Here is a 15,596-nt window from a genome sequence, read left to right as displayed (position 1 = left end):
CCGGACCGGCTTCCGGCCGTACGGCTACTGCTTCCAGCCCGGCAGCTGGGCGGGGTCGAGGTTCCGCCACTGGGCGAGGACCTCGGGATCCTGGGCGTCGAGCCAGTCGGCCAGTTCGCGGAAGGACACGCAGCGCACCCCCTCGCGGGGGCAGACCTCGCGCATGGTGTCCTCGACGGCGTCCATGTAGATCCCGCCGTTCCAGTCCTCGAAGTGGTTCCCGATGAAGAGCGGGGCGCGGCTGCCGTGGAAGACCCGCTCGAAACCCGCGAGGTAGGCGCTGCGGGCCTCCTTGCGCCAGGCCGGGTACTTGGCGGGGTCGCCCTCGGTGCTGCCCTCGGACTGGTTGTAGAGGAAGTTGAAGTCCATGGACAGGACCTGGAACTCCTTGCCCGGGAACGGCAGCATCTGCAACGGGAAGTCCCAGACGCCGTTCTTCTTGGCCGGCCAGAGCTGGAAGTCGCCGGGGGAACTGGCGTCGTAGCGCCAGTGGAACGGCTTGGTGGCCGGCAGCAGCGTCTTCTGGCCCTCCAGGCAGGGCGCGCGGCCCCCGACGACCTCGCGGGTGGGGTCGAAGGGCAGCGGATCGAGGTCCTTGTACCCGGTGTTGGTCTTCCAGTTCTGCACGAAGGAGTAGAACTGGTCGATCTCGCTGGTCCACTCGGCCGTGCTCCAGTCCCCGCCGCCCTTCTTCTCGCAGAAGTGGCCGTTGAAGTGGGAGCCGATCTCGTTGCCCTCCTTCCAGGCACCGCCGAGCTGGTCCAGCGTCATCCGTATGTGCTCGCGCGTCGGGTACGAGATCGCGGCGGCGCCGCGCTTGTGCTGGGGCGGCCGGTACAGGTCCCGTTTCTCCGGCGGCAGCAGGTAGATGCCGGTGAGGAAGAACGTCATGTGGGCGTTGCTCTCCTTCGCGGCGCGGCGGAAGCGGGAGAACATCCGGTCGTCGCCCTCCAGCGCCCCGTCCCAGGAGAACACCACGAACTGCGGCGGCCGTTCACCGGGCTTCAGCCGCTCGGCCTTCAGCTGGTTCGGCTGCGGACCGGTGTACGAGGTGGAGCCGTCCCCGAGGACGCTGGTCTTTCCGTCCCAGCCCTTCTCCGCGCTGCCGCCGCCCTTGGGACGCTCCCGGGCGGTCGGGATCGGCGCGGCGACGGTGCGGGTACCGGCCGGGGTGCGGTCGTCGGAGGAGCTCGCGGAAAGCAGCGGTACGAGCGCCACCGTGCCCGACACCGCGAGGCACCCGGCGATACCCAGGGCGACCCGGGGCGTGAGGCGCTTTCGGAGGCGGCGGACGGCGGACGTGGTACGGGTCTCGGTCACGTGGTCGTGGCTTCCGTGTAGGTGTTCCAGATCAGGGCGGGGAGCTTCCCGTTGTCCTCGGTGCCGGCCAGGCCCTTGAGCGGCAGTGGCGCGAGGCTCTTTGCCAGGTCCATCCGGTAGACCACGACGGCGGTGGACGCGGCCGGCCCGTAGCCGACGTACCAGCGCGCGGTGTCGTCCTCGGTGGTCCCCGCCTTCCCGGCGAACCGGCCCGCGGAGCCCGAGCCGTTGCGGACGAGGGGCCGGCCGAGCGCCGAGGTGATCTCGTCGGCTACGTCGGACCGCATGGCGCGCCGGGGGCGCGGCAGGTCGAGGCGGACCGGTTCGCCGTTGCGGGTGATCCTGCGCACCGAGTACGGGTCCATGTGCACCCCGTGGGCGGCGAACGTCCCGTACGCGCCGGCCATCCGGATGGCGCTGGGGGTGGAGTTGCCCAGGGCGAACGCCGGGACGGGCGGGCCGAAGCTCGACGGGAGGAGCCCGGACGCCTCGGCCGTGTCGCGGACCTTCCTCAGGCCGGTGTCCATGCCGAGCTGGAGGAAGGGCGCGTCGGCGGACTTCGTCATGGCGTCGTGGAGACTGATGGAGCCGTAGGAGACGTCCCCGTCGTTCTCGCCCCTGACCATCTTCCCGGCACGGTCCCAGTAGGGCCCCTCGGGCGTCATCACCGGCGTCCCGTCGTCGCCGTCGTAGACGGTGGAGGGCGTTATGGCGGTGCGCGGGGCGTCGCGCTTCCTGGCCACGCCGTGCTGGAGACCGGCGGCGTAGACGAACGGAGTGAAGGCCGAACCCGCCGGTACCGTACCGGCGTTGGACTCGTTGAACGCCTGCCGTTCGAAGTCCGGGCCGCCGTAGACCGCGAGGATGCGGCCGTCCGGGGCGACGGAGGAGGCGCCGAAGCGGACGGAACGGTCGGCCTTGCGCCGGTCGGGGTCGAGCAGCTTCCGGGCGTCGCGGACGGACCTGGTGAGGGCGGTCATCCGGGACTTCTCGAAGGTCGTGTAGATCTGGTAGCCGCCGAGGTCGAAGCGGGCGTCCGAGATGTGCCCGGCCCGTTTGGCGTACGACTCCGCGAGCTGGACGAGATAGCCGTCCTGGCCGCCCGCGTCGTTCGGCCGGTGCGGCGGCCTGGGGTCGGGGAAGGTGGTGTACGTGGCCCGCTCGGCCTTGCTCAGCCTGCCTATCTCCACCATGCGGTCCAGCGTCCACGACCACCGGGCGACCGCCCGCGCGCGGTTGCGGGGGTTCATGGCGGGGTCGTGCAGCGAGGCGCCCTTGAGCAGCGAGGCGAGGAACGCGCCCTCGCTGGCGTTGAGCTGGGTGACCTCCTTGCCGTAGTACGCCTGCGAGGCGCGCTGGAGGCCGTAGGTGCCCCGGCCGAACCAGCTGGTGTTGAGGTACTCCTGGAGGATCTTGTCCTTGCTGAGCTTCCGGTCCAGCTTGACCGCCAGCAGCATCTCGGTGAACTTCCGGGAGAACGACTGGTCCTGCGTGAGATACACGTTCTTGACGTACTGCTGGGTGATGGTGGACCCGCCCTGGGTGTCCCCGTCGCCGACCATGCGCCACAGGGCGCGGGTGATGCCCTGCGGCGAGATCCCGTGGTCGGAATAGAAATCGGCGTTCTCCGCCGCGAGCACGGCCCACCGGACGTGCTCGGGGATCTTCGACAGGGGCATCTCCTGGCGGCTCACCCAGCCGGTCCGGGCCATCGGCGTGCCGTCGGCCCAGTAGTAGACGGTGTCCTGCTGTGTGGCGAAGGCGTTGAGGTCCTCGGGTATCTCGGTGCGCGCGTAGGCGATCCCCACCACGGTCGCCAGGGTCGCGGTGAACATCAGCGCCGAACCCAGGACCAGTCGCCACGAGGGCACCCACCGCCGCCAGCCGTCGCGGCCCGCCCGCGGGTAGTCCGGTCTGCGCGGCAGCCGGGCGAGGGAGCGTCTGGGCTGTTTGCGGCGTCCGGTTCCCCGGGCCGCGAACGCCCGTGCGGCGCGCAGGAATCTGCTGAATACGTCGAGTTGTGTCATCCCGTCCAGCCGTGCCAGGCCGGACGCGGCCGCGAAGGGCGGCCGCGTCCGTGCGGTGGTCGTTGCGCGTCCGTCGCCACACAGCCGGTGGTCACACCGGTCCCCCCGTGGCGCCCGGAGAGCGGCCCGTGCGCGGGCAACTCCGGCACAGCAAAGGCCAAAGCTTGACCGAGAGTTGCGGCGCGAAGTCACGTAAAGATAACAGGCTCCGGAAGGGGGTGCGCCGCCCGTGGCGGACTCCGGCGCGGGCGGCGCGCGGGCGGTGCGAGGGGTGTGCGGCCGGGCGTCGAACCGGCCAATTCCTCGCCCCGCGCCCACCCGGGTCCGCCGGAGTGCAGGAACGTTTTCGCACCATGAGCCGCCCCGGAACTGGCCGGTGGACGAGGTCGGTGTTGAGTCAAGTTCCGTTCCGGCCAACGCTGTTGATCGATGCGCCGTAGTGCCGTGGTGGCGCCGGGCCCGCCTGCCTAAGGTCTGGAAGTGCGCAGCCGGGCCGGACCATCGATCCACCGTGGCCACACACGTATCGCACAGGGGGAATCAGTGTCACGTGTCAATACCGTTCTGGCCCGAAAGATCGGAACAACTCCCTTATATCGCCTGGATGTTGTCCACCACGGCCAGGTGCGGCGACTGGGCCTCAAGCTCGAATCCCACGGCCCCACCGGATCGGTGAAGGACCGCAGCGCCCTCGGCCTGCTGCGGGCGCTGCACGACGAGAAGCCGCTCGCCCCGGGCACGGTGGTGGTGGAGTCCACCTCCGGCAATCTGGGCCTCGCCCTGGCCCGCCTGCTGCCCGCGATCGACTGCGCGTTCCTCGCCGTGGTCGACCTCAAGACCCCGCACGCCACCCGCCGCAAGCTCGCCGACGGCGGCGCCCGGGTCATCGTCGTCGACGAACCCGACGGCCTGGGCGGCTACCTGCTGAGCCGGCTGCGCCGGGTGCGCGAACTGTGCGCGGACAACCCCGGATACCGCTGGCCCGACCAGTACGAGAACTGGGCCGCGCCCGACATCCACCGGCGCACCACCGGACCCGAACTCACCGAGCAGGCCGGACCCGCGCTCGGCACGGTGTACGTCCCCGTCTCCACCGGGGGCACCCTCGCGGGCATCGCCGCCCACCTGCGCGAACACCGGCCCGACGTGGCCGCGGTCGCCGTGGACGTACGCGGCTCGCTGGCCGTCTCGGGCAGCGGCGGACGGAGGCTGGTCCCGGGCATCGGAGCCAGCCGGCCCTCCGTCTTCCTCGGCGCGGCGCGCAGCTACGACCGCGCCGTCCACGTCGACGACATCGAGGCCATCGCCGTCTGCCGGATCATCGCCGAGGACACCGGCCTCGTGCTCGGCGGCTCCAGCGGCTGCGCCGTGCGGGCGATGCTCAGCGACCAGGAGGAGGGCGGGGACGGCCGGCTCGCCGTCTGCCTGGCCGCCGACGGCGGCACCAAGTACCGCGACACCCTCTACTCCGACGACTGGGCGGCCGAGCAGGGCGTGGCCAAGGAGATCGCCTCCGCCGTGCGACGACTGCGCGGCGAGGGGCTCTTCTTCGACCGGAAGCACCAGGAGCACTGACACATGGGCACCAGCACCACCCTCGACCAGCGGCGGACCCGGCCCGGCCCACGGGAGTTCCTCCCCCTGGTGCAGGGCGCCACGCTGATCGAGTGGACCGGAACGGGCCTCTTCCTCGCCGTCTCGACGATCTACTTCGTCAAAGTCGCCCACCTCAGCACCTCGGCCGTCGGCACCGGTCTGACCATCGGCGGCGCCGTCGCCGTCGCCGCCGCCGTGCCCATCGCCCGGCTGGCCGCCCGGTTCGGACCCAAGCCCGTGCTGATCGGTGTGATGCTGCTGCGCGCCCTGGCCACCGTCGGCTACCTCGGGGTGGACGGCTGGTGGAGCTTCCTCCTGGTGGTCGCCGTCATCGCCGTCACCGAGCAGTCCTCGCCCCCGCTGGTCCAGTCCTACGTCGGGGCACGCGCCCCGGACAGCCTGCGCGCGAAGGTCATGGCCGTCCAGCGCACCGTGGTCAACCTCGGCATCAGCCTCGGCGGGCTGATCGCCGGGATCGCCCTGGGCACCGGCTCGCCGGAGGCCTTCCGGCCGCTGCTGATCGGCGGCGCGCTCGCCTACGTGGTGGTCGCCGCGGTCTACGCGACGGCGCGGAAGGAGGAGGCTGCGGCGGCGGTCGGGAGCGCCCGCGTCCTCGACCTGCTCAAGGACCGCAGGCTGCTGGGCTTCACCGCGTACAACGCGCTGGTGTCACTCTGGATGCCGGTGCTCAACGTGGCCTTCCCGCTCTGGCTCGTCACCGGGACCGACGTCCCCGAGCGCTACGTCGGCATCCTGTACGCGGTCAACACCGTGCTGTGCATCGCCCTCCAGTACCCGCTCAACCCCTGCTACCGCACCACGCGCCGGGCCTGGCTCTCCTACGCCGCCGCGGCACTGCTGCTCGCCGGGGGCGCCCTGGCCTTCGCCGCCGCACCCGGCTTCGGCCGGGGACAGGCGCTGCTGGTGCTCGGCGGGGCCGTCGTCCTGCTGACCTTCGCCGAACTGCTCCAGGTCGGCGCCTCGTGGACCCTCTCCTTCGACCTGGCACCGGAGGGCGCGCGCAGCGCCTACCTGGTGCTGTTCAACACCAGCCGCACGGTGGCCAACCGGGTCGCGGGCCCGGTGCTGATGACCGGCGTCGTCCTCGCCCTCGGCACGGCCGGCTGGATCGTGCTCGCCTGCGTCCTGCTGCTCGGCTCGCTCGTCCCCTTCGCGATGCTCCGTGCGGCGCGCGCCACCGGCGGCTGAACCCGCTCCTTCGTACCGTTCCCGTCCCGACCGCCCCACCCGCCGTACTCGCTCACTCGCTCCACCCGCCCCACTCGTCCCACTCGTCAAGGAGTTCCTCCCGTCATGGACTTCGAGCACTACCCCGACAGCGACTTCCGCTACCTGTCCCGCGCGGACGTCGTCGAGGCCGCGCGCGGCCTGGACATCGTGGCGACGGTCGCCGAGGCGCTCACGCTGCACTCCGCCGGACAGTCCGTCCTCCCCGAGGAGGCGTACCTCGGCTGGACCACCCCGCAGGGCGACGCGGCCAGGCTGCTGGCCATGCCCGGCGCCCTGACCCGGCCGGGGCGGCCCCCGGTCGTCGGCATGAAGACCATCAACGCCTCCATCGGCAACCCCGGGCGCGGGATACCCCGCTCCCAGGGCTTCACCCTGCTCCTCGACCCGGAGACCGCCCGGCCCCTCGCCCTGATGGAGGCCGCCTACATCAGCGCCATGCGCACGGCCGCGGTCACCGCGCTCGGGGTGCGCCACCTGGCGGTGGCGGAGCCGCGCGGACTGGCCCTCCTCGGCTGCGGCCCCCTCGCCCGGGCGCACATCGCGCTCCTGCTGCCCGCCGTCCCCACCCTGCGCCGGATCGCGCTGTACGACGTCGCGCCCGAGCGGGCGAAGTCCCTCGCCGAGCACATCGCCTCGCTGCCCGGTGCGGACTCCATCGAGACCGTGATCGCCGAGGGGCCGCGCGAGGCGGTACGGGACGCCGAACTCGTCGTCCCCGTGACCACGGTGACGGAGGGGTACATCGAGCCGGACTGGCTGCGGCCCGGCGCGCTCGTCTGCCATGTCTCGCTGGACGACCTCACCGAGGCGGCCGTGCTCGCGGCGGGCACGGTGATCGTCGACGACTGGAGCCTGGTCCGGGACGATCCCCGGCGCCTGCTCGGCCGGATGCACCGGGCGGGCACCCTGCTCGGCCCCGACGGAACCCCCCGCGAGGGGGTGACCGCCCGGCCCGGGGCGCGTCCCGTGGACGGCACGCTCGGCGACGTCCTCGCCGGGCGGCACCCCGGCCGCCGCGACCAGGACGAGACCGTGATCAGCAACCCGTTCGGCATGTCGATCCTCGACGTCGCCGTGGCCGACCGTATCCACGCCCGCGCCGAAGCCGCCGGTCTCGGCGCCCGGCTCACGCTCTGAGGGGAATCCGCGTGTCGATCGATCAGAACATCCAGGAGATCAACCGCACCATGTGGTCGTACGGCGAGTACCGGCACGTCGCCGACCTGCTGCGGCCGGGCGCCGTCGAACTGGTCGGCCGGCTCGCCCCCGCCCCGGGCACCGCCCATCTCGACGTGGCCACCGGCAACGGCAACGTGGCGCTGCTGTCCGCCCTGCGCGGCTGCCGCGTCACCGGACTCGACCTGACCGACGAGTTCTTCCCCGACGCCCGCGAGCGGTTCGCCGAGGCCGGTGTCGAGGTGGAGCTGCACCGGGGCGACGCCCAGGAACTCCCCTTCGAGGACATCTCGTTCGACCTGGTGACCTCCACCTACGGAATCCAGTTCGCGCCCGACCACGCCGCGGCGGGCGGGGAGATCGACCGGGTGCTCCGGCCGGGCGGCCGGATCGGCATGTGCAACTGGACGGCCCGCAGCTGGACCGCGCACTTCCAGGCGATCCTCTCCTCCTACTTCCCCTCGCCCAACGGACACCAGGGGCAGCCCATGCTGTGGGGATCGCCGGACTACCTCGCCGAACTCCTCGGCCCCGGTTTCACCGTCACCGCCGAACGCCGCGAACTCTTCTACCCGTTCGACGCGGCCGAGGACCTGGTGGCCTTCTTCGAGAACTGCTTCGGCCCCTGCATCGCGGCGAGGAACACCATCTCACCGGCCTCGCGGTGGAAGGAACTGCGCGCCGAGATGGTCGAGATGACCGAGGGGTTCCACACCACCGACGAGCGCGGCACCGGCGTCCCCGTCGAGTACCTGCTGGTCGTCGCGGAGAAGCGGGCGGCGCGGTGACCGGCATACCCGAGCACTACCCGCGGCTCCCGCTGGCCGAGGGGGCGCGGGAGGCGGCCCGCGCCGCGGCCCTCACCCGGCACGAACCGTACGAGCTGGGCGACAAGGTCCACACCTACGTCGAGCGGTTCGCGGCCCAGGACCCCGGCCGGACCGCGATCGAGGACGGCGGCACCGTACTCGGATACGGCCGGCTGGCCGAGCTGACCCGGTGCACCGCCGCCGGACTGGCCGCCGCCGGGATCGGGGAGGGGCGGATCGTCGCGGTCGGCGGCCGGCGCGGTGCCGACGTCGTCGTGGCCTTCCTCGCCCTGGAACTGCTCGGCGCCGTCTATCTGCCGGTGGACGCGGCCTGGCCCGCCGCCCGCGTCGAATCCCTGCTCACCGACAGCGGCGCGGCCCTGCTGCTGACCACCGGCGCACCGGAGGACCACGGCGAACTGCCCAAGGGCGCCCTGGCGGCCGGCGTCCCCACCGCGTCCCCGCGACCGGCCGGCGCCCCGTACCCCGGCAGCCGGCCCCCCGCCCCCGACGAGGTGCGCTACGTCCTCTACACCTCGGGCTCGACCGGCCGCCCCAAGGCCGCGGTCGTCGAGCACCGGGGGATGCTCAACCACCTCTGGGCCAAGGTCGACGACCTCGGCCTCACCGCCGACGACCGGCTGGCCCAGACCGCGCCGCTGAGCTTCGACATCTCCGTCTGGCAGATGCTCGCCCCGCTGCTCGTCGGCGGCCGGGTACAGGTCTTCGCCGACGAACAGGCACAGGACGGCGCCCTGCTCCTGGCCGAACTGCGCGAACGCGGGACCACGGTGCTGGAGACCGTGCCCACCCTGATGCGCTTCCTCCTCGACGCCCAGGAGACCGCGGGGACCGGACCCGGCGCGCTGCGCTGGATGATCGCCACCGGCGAGGAGCTGCCCCCGGCCCTGGCCCGGCGCTGGCACGACACCCTGCCCGGGATCCGGCTGCTCAACGCGTACGGCCCCACCGAGTGCTCCGACGACGTCACCCACGCTGAACTCGGCCCGCCCGCCCCCGGGGTACGCCACCTCCCGATCGGCTCACCCGTCGGCAATGCCGAGCTGTACGTCCTGCGCGAGGAGGACGGGCTCTGGCACGCCTGCGCCCGCGGGGAGGCGGGGGAGCTGTTCGTCGGCGGACTCGTCGTCGGACGCGGCTACCTCGGCGACCCGGAGCGCACCGCGCGCGCCTTCTTCACCGACCCCTTCGGCGCCGACGGCGGACGCCTCTACCGCACCGGGGACGCCGTCCGCGCGGGCCGGGACGGCCAACTGGAGTACCTGGGCCGGGTGGACCGGCAGGTGAAGCTCGGCGGCGTCCGCATGGAACTCGCCGAGATCGAGGCGGTCCTGGGCGCCCACCCCTCGGTCGCCGCCTGCGCCGTCACCGTCCACACCCCCGACGACACCGGGGCCCTGGTCGCCCGGGAGAGCGCCCACGCCCCGGCGGCCGCGGAGCCGCCCCGCCTCGTCGCCCACCTCACCGCCTCCGGCGACGAACCGACGGAGGCGGAGCTCCGCACCCACCTGGCCGACCGGCTCCCCGCCCCCATGGTGCCGCACACCTTCGTCGTCCTGCCCCGGCTCCCGCTCACCCGCAACGGCAAGACCGACTACAGGGCCCTGCCCGCACCGCCGCGCCGCAGCCGCCCCGACACCCGCCCGTACACCCCGCCGCGGGGCGGGGCGGAGACCGTGATCGCCGGGCTCGTCGCCGGGCTCCTCGGCACCGGCCGGGTCGGCCGGAACGACAGGTTCCTGGAGCTGGGCGGCGACTCGCTGCTCGCCATGCGGCTGGTCGCCGCCCTGCGCGGGACCGGATCGGCGGCCGGACTGCGCGATGTGCTGCGCGACGGCAGCCCCGCCGCACTCGCCGCGCTCGGCCGGGACCGGCGCCCCGCGACCGGCGCCCGCCCGCCCGCACGGCCGGACGACGCACCGCGCACCCGGCCGCTCACCCCGCAGCAGGCCGGGGTCTACTTCCACTGGCGGCTCGACCCGCTCAGCCCCTACTACAGCTACCAGGGCTCCCTGGAGCTCGACGGCCCCCTCGACGTGGAGCGCCTGGCCCGCGCCTGGGAGGTGCTGCTCGCCGAGAACCCGCTGCTCCTCGCCCGGTTCGCCGAGACCGACGGCGGGGAATCGGGTGACGAGGTCGTCCACCACTACCCGCACTGGAAGGTGCCGCTGCCCACCGCCGCCCGGTACGTCACCGCCGAGCAGTTCCGCGCGGTGGCCGCCGAGGAGGCCGCCAGGCCCTTCGACCTCCTGGCCGAACCGGCCCTGCGCACCGAACTGTTCGCCCTGCCGGGCGGACAGCACCGGCTCCTGGTCACCATGCACGAACTCCTCCTCGACGGCTGGGGAGCGACCGTGCTCTTCCAACGGCTGGCCGAACTCTACGAACAGCGGCCCGCCGCCCCCGACCCCGAACGGGCCACCCGCTACGACCGCTACCTCGACCACCTGGCCGAACGGCTGGCCACCGACGAGGTCGCGGCGGCGGGGGAGTACTGGCAGCGCCGCCTCGCCGGCGAACTCCCGGCCCTCCAGATCGCCCAGAAACCACGGCCCGCCGCCCCCACCTACCGGGGCGGCATCACCGAGGCGGTCCTGGACGAGGAACTCTCCCGGCGGCTGCGTGACGCCGCGGTGGCCGCGTCCGCCACCGCCTTCGTCCCCCTGCTGGCCGCCTACGCCCTGGCGCTGGGCTACTACGGCGACGCCGACGAGGTGGTCGTCGGCGCCCCGATGGCCGGACGGGAGCGGCCGGAGACCGCCGACGTACCCGCCTTCACCCTCGCCATGCTGCCGCTGCGCCTGCACCTCGAACCGGCCGCCACCCTCGCCGAGTTCACCGCCCAGGTCAGGGAGACGGTGTACGACGCGTACGCCGCCGCCGAGCACCCCTTCGGCTGGACGCTGCGGCGGCTGCCCGCCGCCTCCCGGAGCTCGTCCGCCACCCCGGTCTTCCAGACCATGCTCAACATGCTGCCCTACCCGGCACGGGCCACCACCGCCTCCGACGTCCGGTTCCGCTTCGTCGAACTGGACACCGGCTACACCAAGTACGACTGCGCCCTCTACGTCCAGCCGCACGGCCCCGGCCAACTCCTCCTCCAGTACGCCTACCAGCAAGAACTGCTCGACGCCCCGGCCGCCCGCAACGTACTGGAATCCACCCTGATCGCGCTGCGGGCCCTCACCGACCCGCACCGCGCCGAGCACACCACCGTTCGCTCCCTCGACCTGCTGCCCGGAGACGATCAACGATGACCACGCCGACCCTGCTGGAACGATTCGCCGAGCAGGTGGCGGCCCACCCCCGGGCCGTCGCCCTGCACCACACCGGCACCAGCGTCAGCTACCGCGAACTCGACGAGTGGAGCGGCCGGCTGGCCGCCCGGCTCACCGCCAAGGGCACCGGCCCCGGCTCCCTGGTGGCCCTGGCCGCCCAGCGCGGCCCCGCCGCCGTCGCCGGAGTCCTCGCCGTCCTGAAGACCGGCGCCGCCTACCTGGGGCTGGACCCCGCGATCCCCGTACGCCGGCAGCGCCGGATGGTGGAGGAGACCGGACCGGACTGCGTCCTGGCCGAACCCGGACTCGACCAGTTCCCCACCCTGGACGCACCGCGCGTCACCCTGGCGCCGCTCACCGAGGGCCCGCTCCACCAGGCGCCCGAGCGGGAGCCGGACGAGGACGCGCTCTTCCACATCGTCTACACCTCCGGAACGACCGGAAACCCCAAGGGCGTACGCGTCGGCCACCGCTCGGTGCGGGGCCGGCTGGAGTGGATGTGGCGGGACCACCCGTTCCCCGAGGACGCGGTGCTCGCGGTACAGAAGTCCCTGGCCCTGGTCGCCTCGCCCTGGGAACTGCTGGGCGGACTGCTCCAGGGCGTCCCGTCCGTCGTCCTCGCCACCGACGAACTCCTCGACCCCGCGCTCTTCGCCGCCGTCGTCGAGCGGGAACGCGTCACCCACCTCTTCCTCACCCCGCAACTCGTCGCCGGACTGCTGGAGGAGAGCGCCGCCCGCCCCGGCGGCCACCAGCCGGTCCTGGTCACCAGTGGCGCCGACACCCTGCCGGTGGCGACCGTCCGGCGCTTCCACGAGGTCTGGCCCGACGCCACTCTGCTCAACCTGTACGGCATGACGGAGACCGCCTCCAACGTCGCCGCGTACGACACCGCCCTGCTGCCCGCCGACGCCGAACGCGTCCCGGTCGGCGCCCCGGTGGCCGGCGCCTCGCTCACCGTCCGCGACCGGCACGGCCGCCGGCTGCCGCCCGGCACGACCGGCGAGGTCTGGGTCTCCGGCCCGCCCCTGGCCCTCGGCTACGTCGGCGGCGACGGCGAGGACCGCTTCACCACCGACGACACCGGAACCCGGCACTACCGCACCGGCGACCGGGGCCGCCTGCTCCCGGACTCGGGCCTGGAGATCACCGGCCGCGCCGACAACCAGATCAAGGTACGCGGCTACCGCGTCGAACTGGAGGAGATCGAGGCCGTCCTGCGCAAGGCCCCCGACATCGCCGAAGCCGGGGCCTACGCGGAGACCGAGGACGGCGAGACACGCATCGTCGCCTGCGTCACCGCCACGGGCGAGGAACCCGCCGAGGCGGCCCTGCGCGCCCACCTCCGCGACCGGCTGCCCGACTACATGCTCCCCGCCCGCATCCAGCGGGTCCCGCACCTCCCGCTCGGCACCAACGGCAAGCTGGACCGCGCCGCCCTGCGCACCCTCGTCGCGGACATCGGCCGGCCCGGCGAGGCCGCGTTCACCCCGTCCGACGCCACCGAGGCCGCCGTCGCCGCGCTCTGGGGCGAACTGCTCGGCACCCCGCCCGCATCGGCCGACCAGAACTTCTTCGACGCCGGGGGCCACTCCCTGCTCGCGGTACGGCTCGCCAACCGGCTGGCCGCGGTGGCGGGCCGCCGGGTCCCACTGCGCCGCATCCTCGGCGCCCCCACCGTCACCGCGATCGCCGCCACATGCCGCGAGATCCAGCGGGAGGAGCGGATATGACCAGCCCCTGGCTCACCCTGCCCGGCGACCGGACGGACGCCACCGGCACCCTCGTCGTCTGTTTCGCACCCACCGGCGCCCACGGCTCCACGTTCGCGGACTGGCGCGGCCGGCTCCCCGAGGACACCGCCCTCGCCACCGTCGTACCCCCGGGCCGCGGCACCCGCGTCGACGAGGAACCCGTCACCGACATGGCCGCCTTCGCCGACGCGGTGGCCGCCGGGATCCGCGAACTGCGGGACGGACGGCGCCTGGTACTGATCGGAGTCAGCCTCGGCGCCCTGCTCGCCTACGAGACCTGCCGCCGACTGCTCGACTCCGGGGTGCCCGTCGCACGGCTGTGCGCGGTGGCCGGACAGTGCCCGGGCGACTTCCACGGACGCGGCGAGGAGGTGACCGTCGAGGACGCCCGCGCCTTCGTCGCCGGAACCGGACTGACCGATCCCGAACTGCTGGCGGACCCCGAGTTCGAGGAGGTGCTGCTCCCACCCGTCCTGGCCGATCTGCGGCTGGCTGCCGGGTACGACGGCCGCGCGGGAACCGTCCCCGGGGTCGAACTGCGCGCCGTGTGGGCCACCGACGACCCGCACGTACCCGAGGCCGCCGTGCGCCGCTGGGCCGAGTGGACCCGCGGCGAATGCACCCTGACCTCCGTCGAGGGCGGGCACTACGCCCACCAGGAGAACCCCGCCGCCGTCATCGCCGCCTGCCTCGACGGACTCCCCGGCACCCGGCCGTCGCGGCGCTCCGTGCTCGGCGCCGGGGCGACGGCCGTCGCCTCCACGGTGCTCGGCCTCGGCGCGGTGGCCTCGGCGGCCCCCGAGGCACGGGCCGACGCACCGGCGGCGACGGAGAAGGCCGACACCTCCTTCGACGGCGACCCCACCGACCCGGTGGCCCTCGCCGTCGCCATGATCCGCCAGAACACCAGCAACCCGGGCGACGGCGCCGAGACCCTCCCGCTCGCCCGGATGCTCCAGGGCGTCTTCCGCTCCGCCGGGGTCGCCACCGAGATCGTGCCCACCCCGAAGGACGGCAACGTCCACTTCCTCGCCCGTGTCCCCGGCAGCGGACCGGCCACCCGCAAGCCGCTGGTCCTGCTCGGCCACTCCGACGTGGTGCCCGCCATCGGCGACCGCTGGGAGACGGACCCCTTCGCCGCGGAGATCAAGGACGGCAAGCTCTACGGCCGCGGCGCACTGGACATGAAGGGCGTCAACGCGGCCTTCGTCGCCGCCCTGCTGCGCCACGTCCGCGAAGGAGCCTCCTTCGACCGCGACATCGTCTTCTGGTCCGACTGCGACGAGGAACAGGGCCCGTACGGCGTGCGCTGGTTCCTCACCGAACACCCCGGCAGGGTCACGGCTGGAGCGGTCATCACCGAGGGCGGCTGGGTGCTCAACCAGCGCGACGGCACCACACCCATGATCGCCTCGCTCACCTGCAACGACAAACGGTCCCTGCTGCTGCGCCTGGAGACCGCCTCGTACGCCACCCACACCTCCAAGCCGTTCAGCGGGCAGGCGGTGATCCGGCTCGGCGAAGTACTCGACCAGCTCGGGCAGTGGCGCGCCCACATCCGCCCGAACGCCCTGTCCCGGCGGTACTTCGCCGAACTGGCCGAGGCCACCACCGACCGCTCCTTCGCCCGGGCCCTGCGCGAACTGCTCGACGCCCGCACGGACCGGCAGCGGGACAGGGCCGGGGAGGAGGTGGTACGGCTCAGCGAGACCCCGGAGCTGCACAACGCGATGCTCCGGACCACCCTGGCCTTCACCGCCGCCCAGTCCGGCTACTACCCGAGCATCGTGCCCGGCACGGCGACCGCGGAGTTCCGGGCCGCCTTCCTGCCCGGGGCCGAGGACCCCGGACGCGTCGTCGCCGAACTGCGCTCGCTGATCGGCAACCAGGCGACGCTGACCGTCGTCGGCAACCCCGGCGAGACCGAACAGCAGGCCCTGGACCGGCTGCGCGGCTACCTCGCCACCCCCGACTCCAGCTACGACACGGATGTCTTCCGCGCCTGGCAGAACGCCGTACGCCACACCCACCCCGGAGTACGGGCCACCGCCTGCCAGTTCGAGGCGGTCACCAGCGCGGTGCCGTTCCGGGAGGAGAACATCCCCGTGTACGGCATGTACCCGTTCACCGTGAACCGGGACATGCTCAAGCGCATGCACGGCACCGACGAGCACATCGGCGTCGAGGCCCTGCGCCGGGGCACCGAGACCGTCTACCAACTCCTGGCCGGACTGCGCACCGACACCTGAGCCACCGGCGCGGGGGGGGGGGGGGGGGGGGGGGGGGGGGGGCGGGGCGCGCCCGCGCCCCCCCCCCCACACCCCGCCCACGCCCACGCGGAGCCAGAGGCGCCCGCCCGACGCC

Annotated in this window: 9 protein-coding genes; 7 read left to right on the top strand and 2 right to left on the bottom strand. The window is 73.4% G+C overall.

Features of this window, described 5'->3' with window-relative positions:
• Window positions 1–24 precede the first annotated feature (24 nt).
• Both ACIQGQ_RS27360 and ACIQGQ_RS27355 read right to left on the bottom strand, forming a co-directional pair.
• A complete protein-coding gene (locus ACIQGQ_RS27360) occupies window positions 25–1,320 on the bottom strand; it encodes a hypothetical protein (RefSeq protein ID WP_402400219.1) in 1,296 nt (431 codons plus the stop codon).
• Window positions 1,317–3,347 (bottom strand): transglycosylase domain-containing protein, encoded by a 2,031-nt coding sequence (locus ACIQGQ_RS27355; RefSeq protein ID WP_402400217.1) that lies wholly within the window; start codon window positions 3,345–3,347, stop codon window positions 1,317–1,319. The genes ACIQGQ_RS27360 and ACIQGQ_RS27355 overlap by 4 nt, the downstream gene beginning before the upstream one ends.
• Window positions 3,348–3,827: 480 nt before the next feature.
• Here ACIQGQ_RS27355 and ACIQGQ_RS27350 point away from each other — a divergent pair, with 480 nt between their 5' ends.
• The 7 genes from ACIQGQ_RS27350 (at window position 3,828) to ACIQGQ_RS27320 (ending at window position 15,481) form a co-directional block, all read left to right on the top strand.
• Window positions 3,828–4,922, top strand: coding sequence for a pyridoxal-phosphate dependent enzyme (locus tag ACIQGQ_RS27350; RefSeq protein WP_402400215.1), 1,095 nt, complete (start codon window positions 3,828–3,830; stop codon window positions 4,920–4,922).
• A gap of 3 nt (window positions 4,923–4,925) precedes the next feature.
• Window positions 4,926–6,152 carry an MFS transporter gene (locus ACIQGQ_RS27345; RefSeq protein ID WP_402400212.1) on the top strand — a complete coding sequence of 409 codons (1,227 nt, stop codon included), beginning with the start codon at window positions 4,926–4,928 and terminating at the stop codon, window positions 6,150–6,152.
• Between the two features lie 105 nt (window positions 6,153–6,257).
• Window positions 6,258–7,331 (top strand): ornithine cyclodeaminase family protein, encoded by a 1,074-nt coding sequence (locus ACIQGQ_RS27340; RefSeq protein ID WP_402400209.1) that lies wholly within the window; start codon window positions 6,258–6,260, stop codon window positions 7,329–7,331.
• Window positions 7,332–7,342: 11 nt separating this feature from the next.
• Window positions 7,343–8,158, top strand: a complete 816-nt coding sequence (locus ACIQGQ_RS27335) for a class I SAM-dependent methyltransferase (protein ID WP_402400207.1) — start codon at window positions 7,343–7,345, stop codon at window positions 8,156–8,158.
• Window positions 8,155–11,457, top strand: coding sequence for an amino acid adenylation domain-containing protein (locus ACIQGQ_RS27330; RefSeq protein WP_402400205.1), 3,303 nt, complete (start codon window positions 8,155–8,157; stop codon window positions 11,455–11,457). The genes ACIQGQ_RS27335 and ACIQGQ_RS27330 overlap by 4 nt, the downstream gene beginning before the upstream one ends.
• Window positions 11,454–13,211, top strand: a complete 1,758-nt coding sequence (locus ACIQGQ_RS27325; protein ID WP_402400202.1) for an amino acid adenylation domain-containing protein — start codon at window positions 11,454–11,456, stop codon at window positions 13,209–13,211. Before ACIQGQ_RS27330 ends, ACIQGQ_RS27325 begins: the two co-directional genes overlap by 4 nt.
• Window positions 13,208–15,481: a M20/M25/M40 family metallo-hydrolase gene (locus tag ACIQGQ_RS27320; protein ID WP_402400200.1), complete on the top strand. Its 2,274-nt coding sequence runs from the start codon at window positions 13,208–13,210 to the stop codon at window positions 15,479–15,481. The genes ACIQGQ_RS27325 and ACIQGQ_RS27320 overlap by 4 nt, the downstream gene beginning before the upstream one ends.
• Window positions 15,482–15,596 lie beyond the last annotated feature (115 nt).

It is taken from the genome of Streptomyces sp. NPDC092952 (assembly GCF_044754785.1).
Classification (GTDB): Bacteria; Actinomycetota; Actinomycetes; order Streptomycetales; family Streptomycetaceae; genus Streptomyces.
The sequence above is the reverse complement of the archived record's forward strand: the minus strand, read 5'-3'. Positions and strand labels throughout refer to the sequence as shown.

Bases quoted from the DNA above. Each gene is read 5' to 3' on its own strand.
- ACIQGQ_RS27355 (WP_402400217.1), bottom strand. From the start codon at position 3,347: ATGACACAACTCGACGTATTCAGCAGATTCCTGCGCGCCGCACGGGCG.
- ACIQGQ_RS27345 (WP_402400212.1), top strand. From the start codon at position 4,926: ATGGGCACCAGCACCACCCTCGACCAGCGGCGGACCCGGCCCGGCCCA.
- ACIQGQ_RS27340 (WP_402400209.1), top strand. From the start codon at position 6,258: ATGGACTTCGAGCACTACCCCGACAGCGACTTCCGCTACCTGTCCCGC.
- ACIQGQ_RS27325 (WP_402400202.1), top strand. From the start codon at position 11,454: ATGACCACGCCGACCCTGCTGGAACGATTCGCCGAGCAGGTGGCGGCC.
- ACIQGQ_RS27320 (WP_402400200.1), top strand. From the start codon at position 13,208: ATGACCAGCCCCTGGCTCACCCTGCCCGGCGACCGGACGGACGCCACC.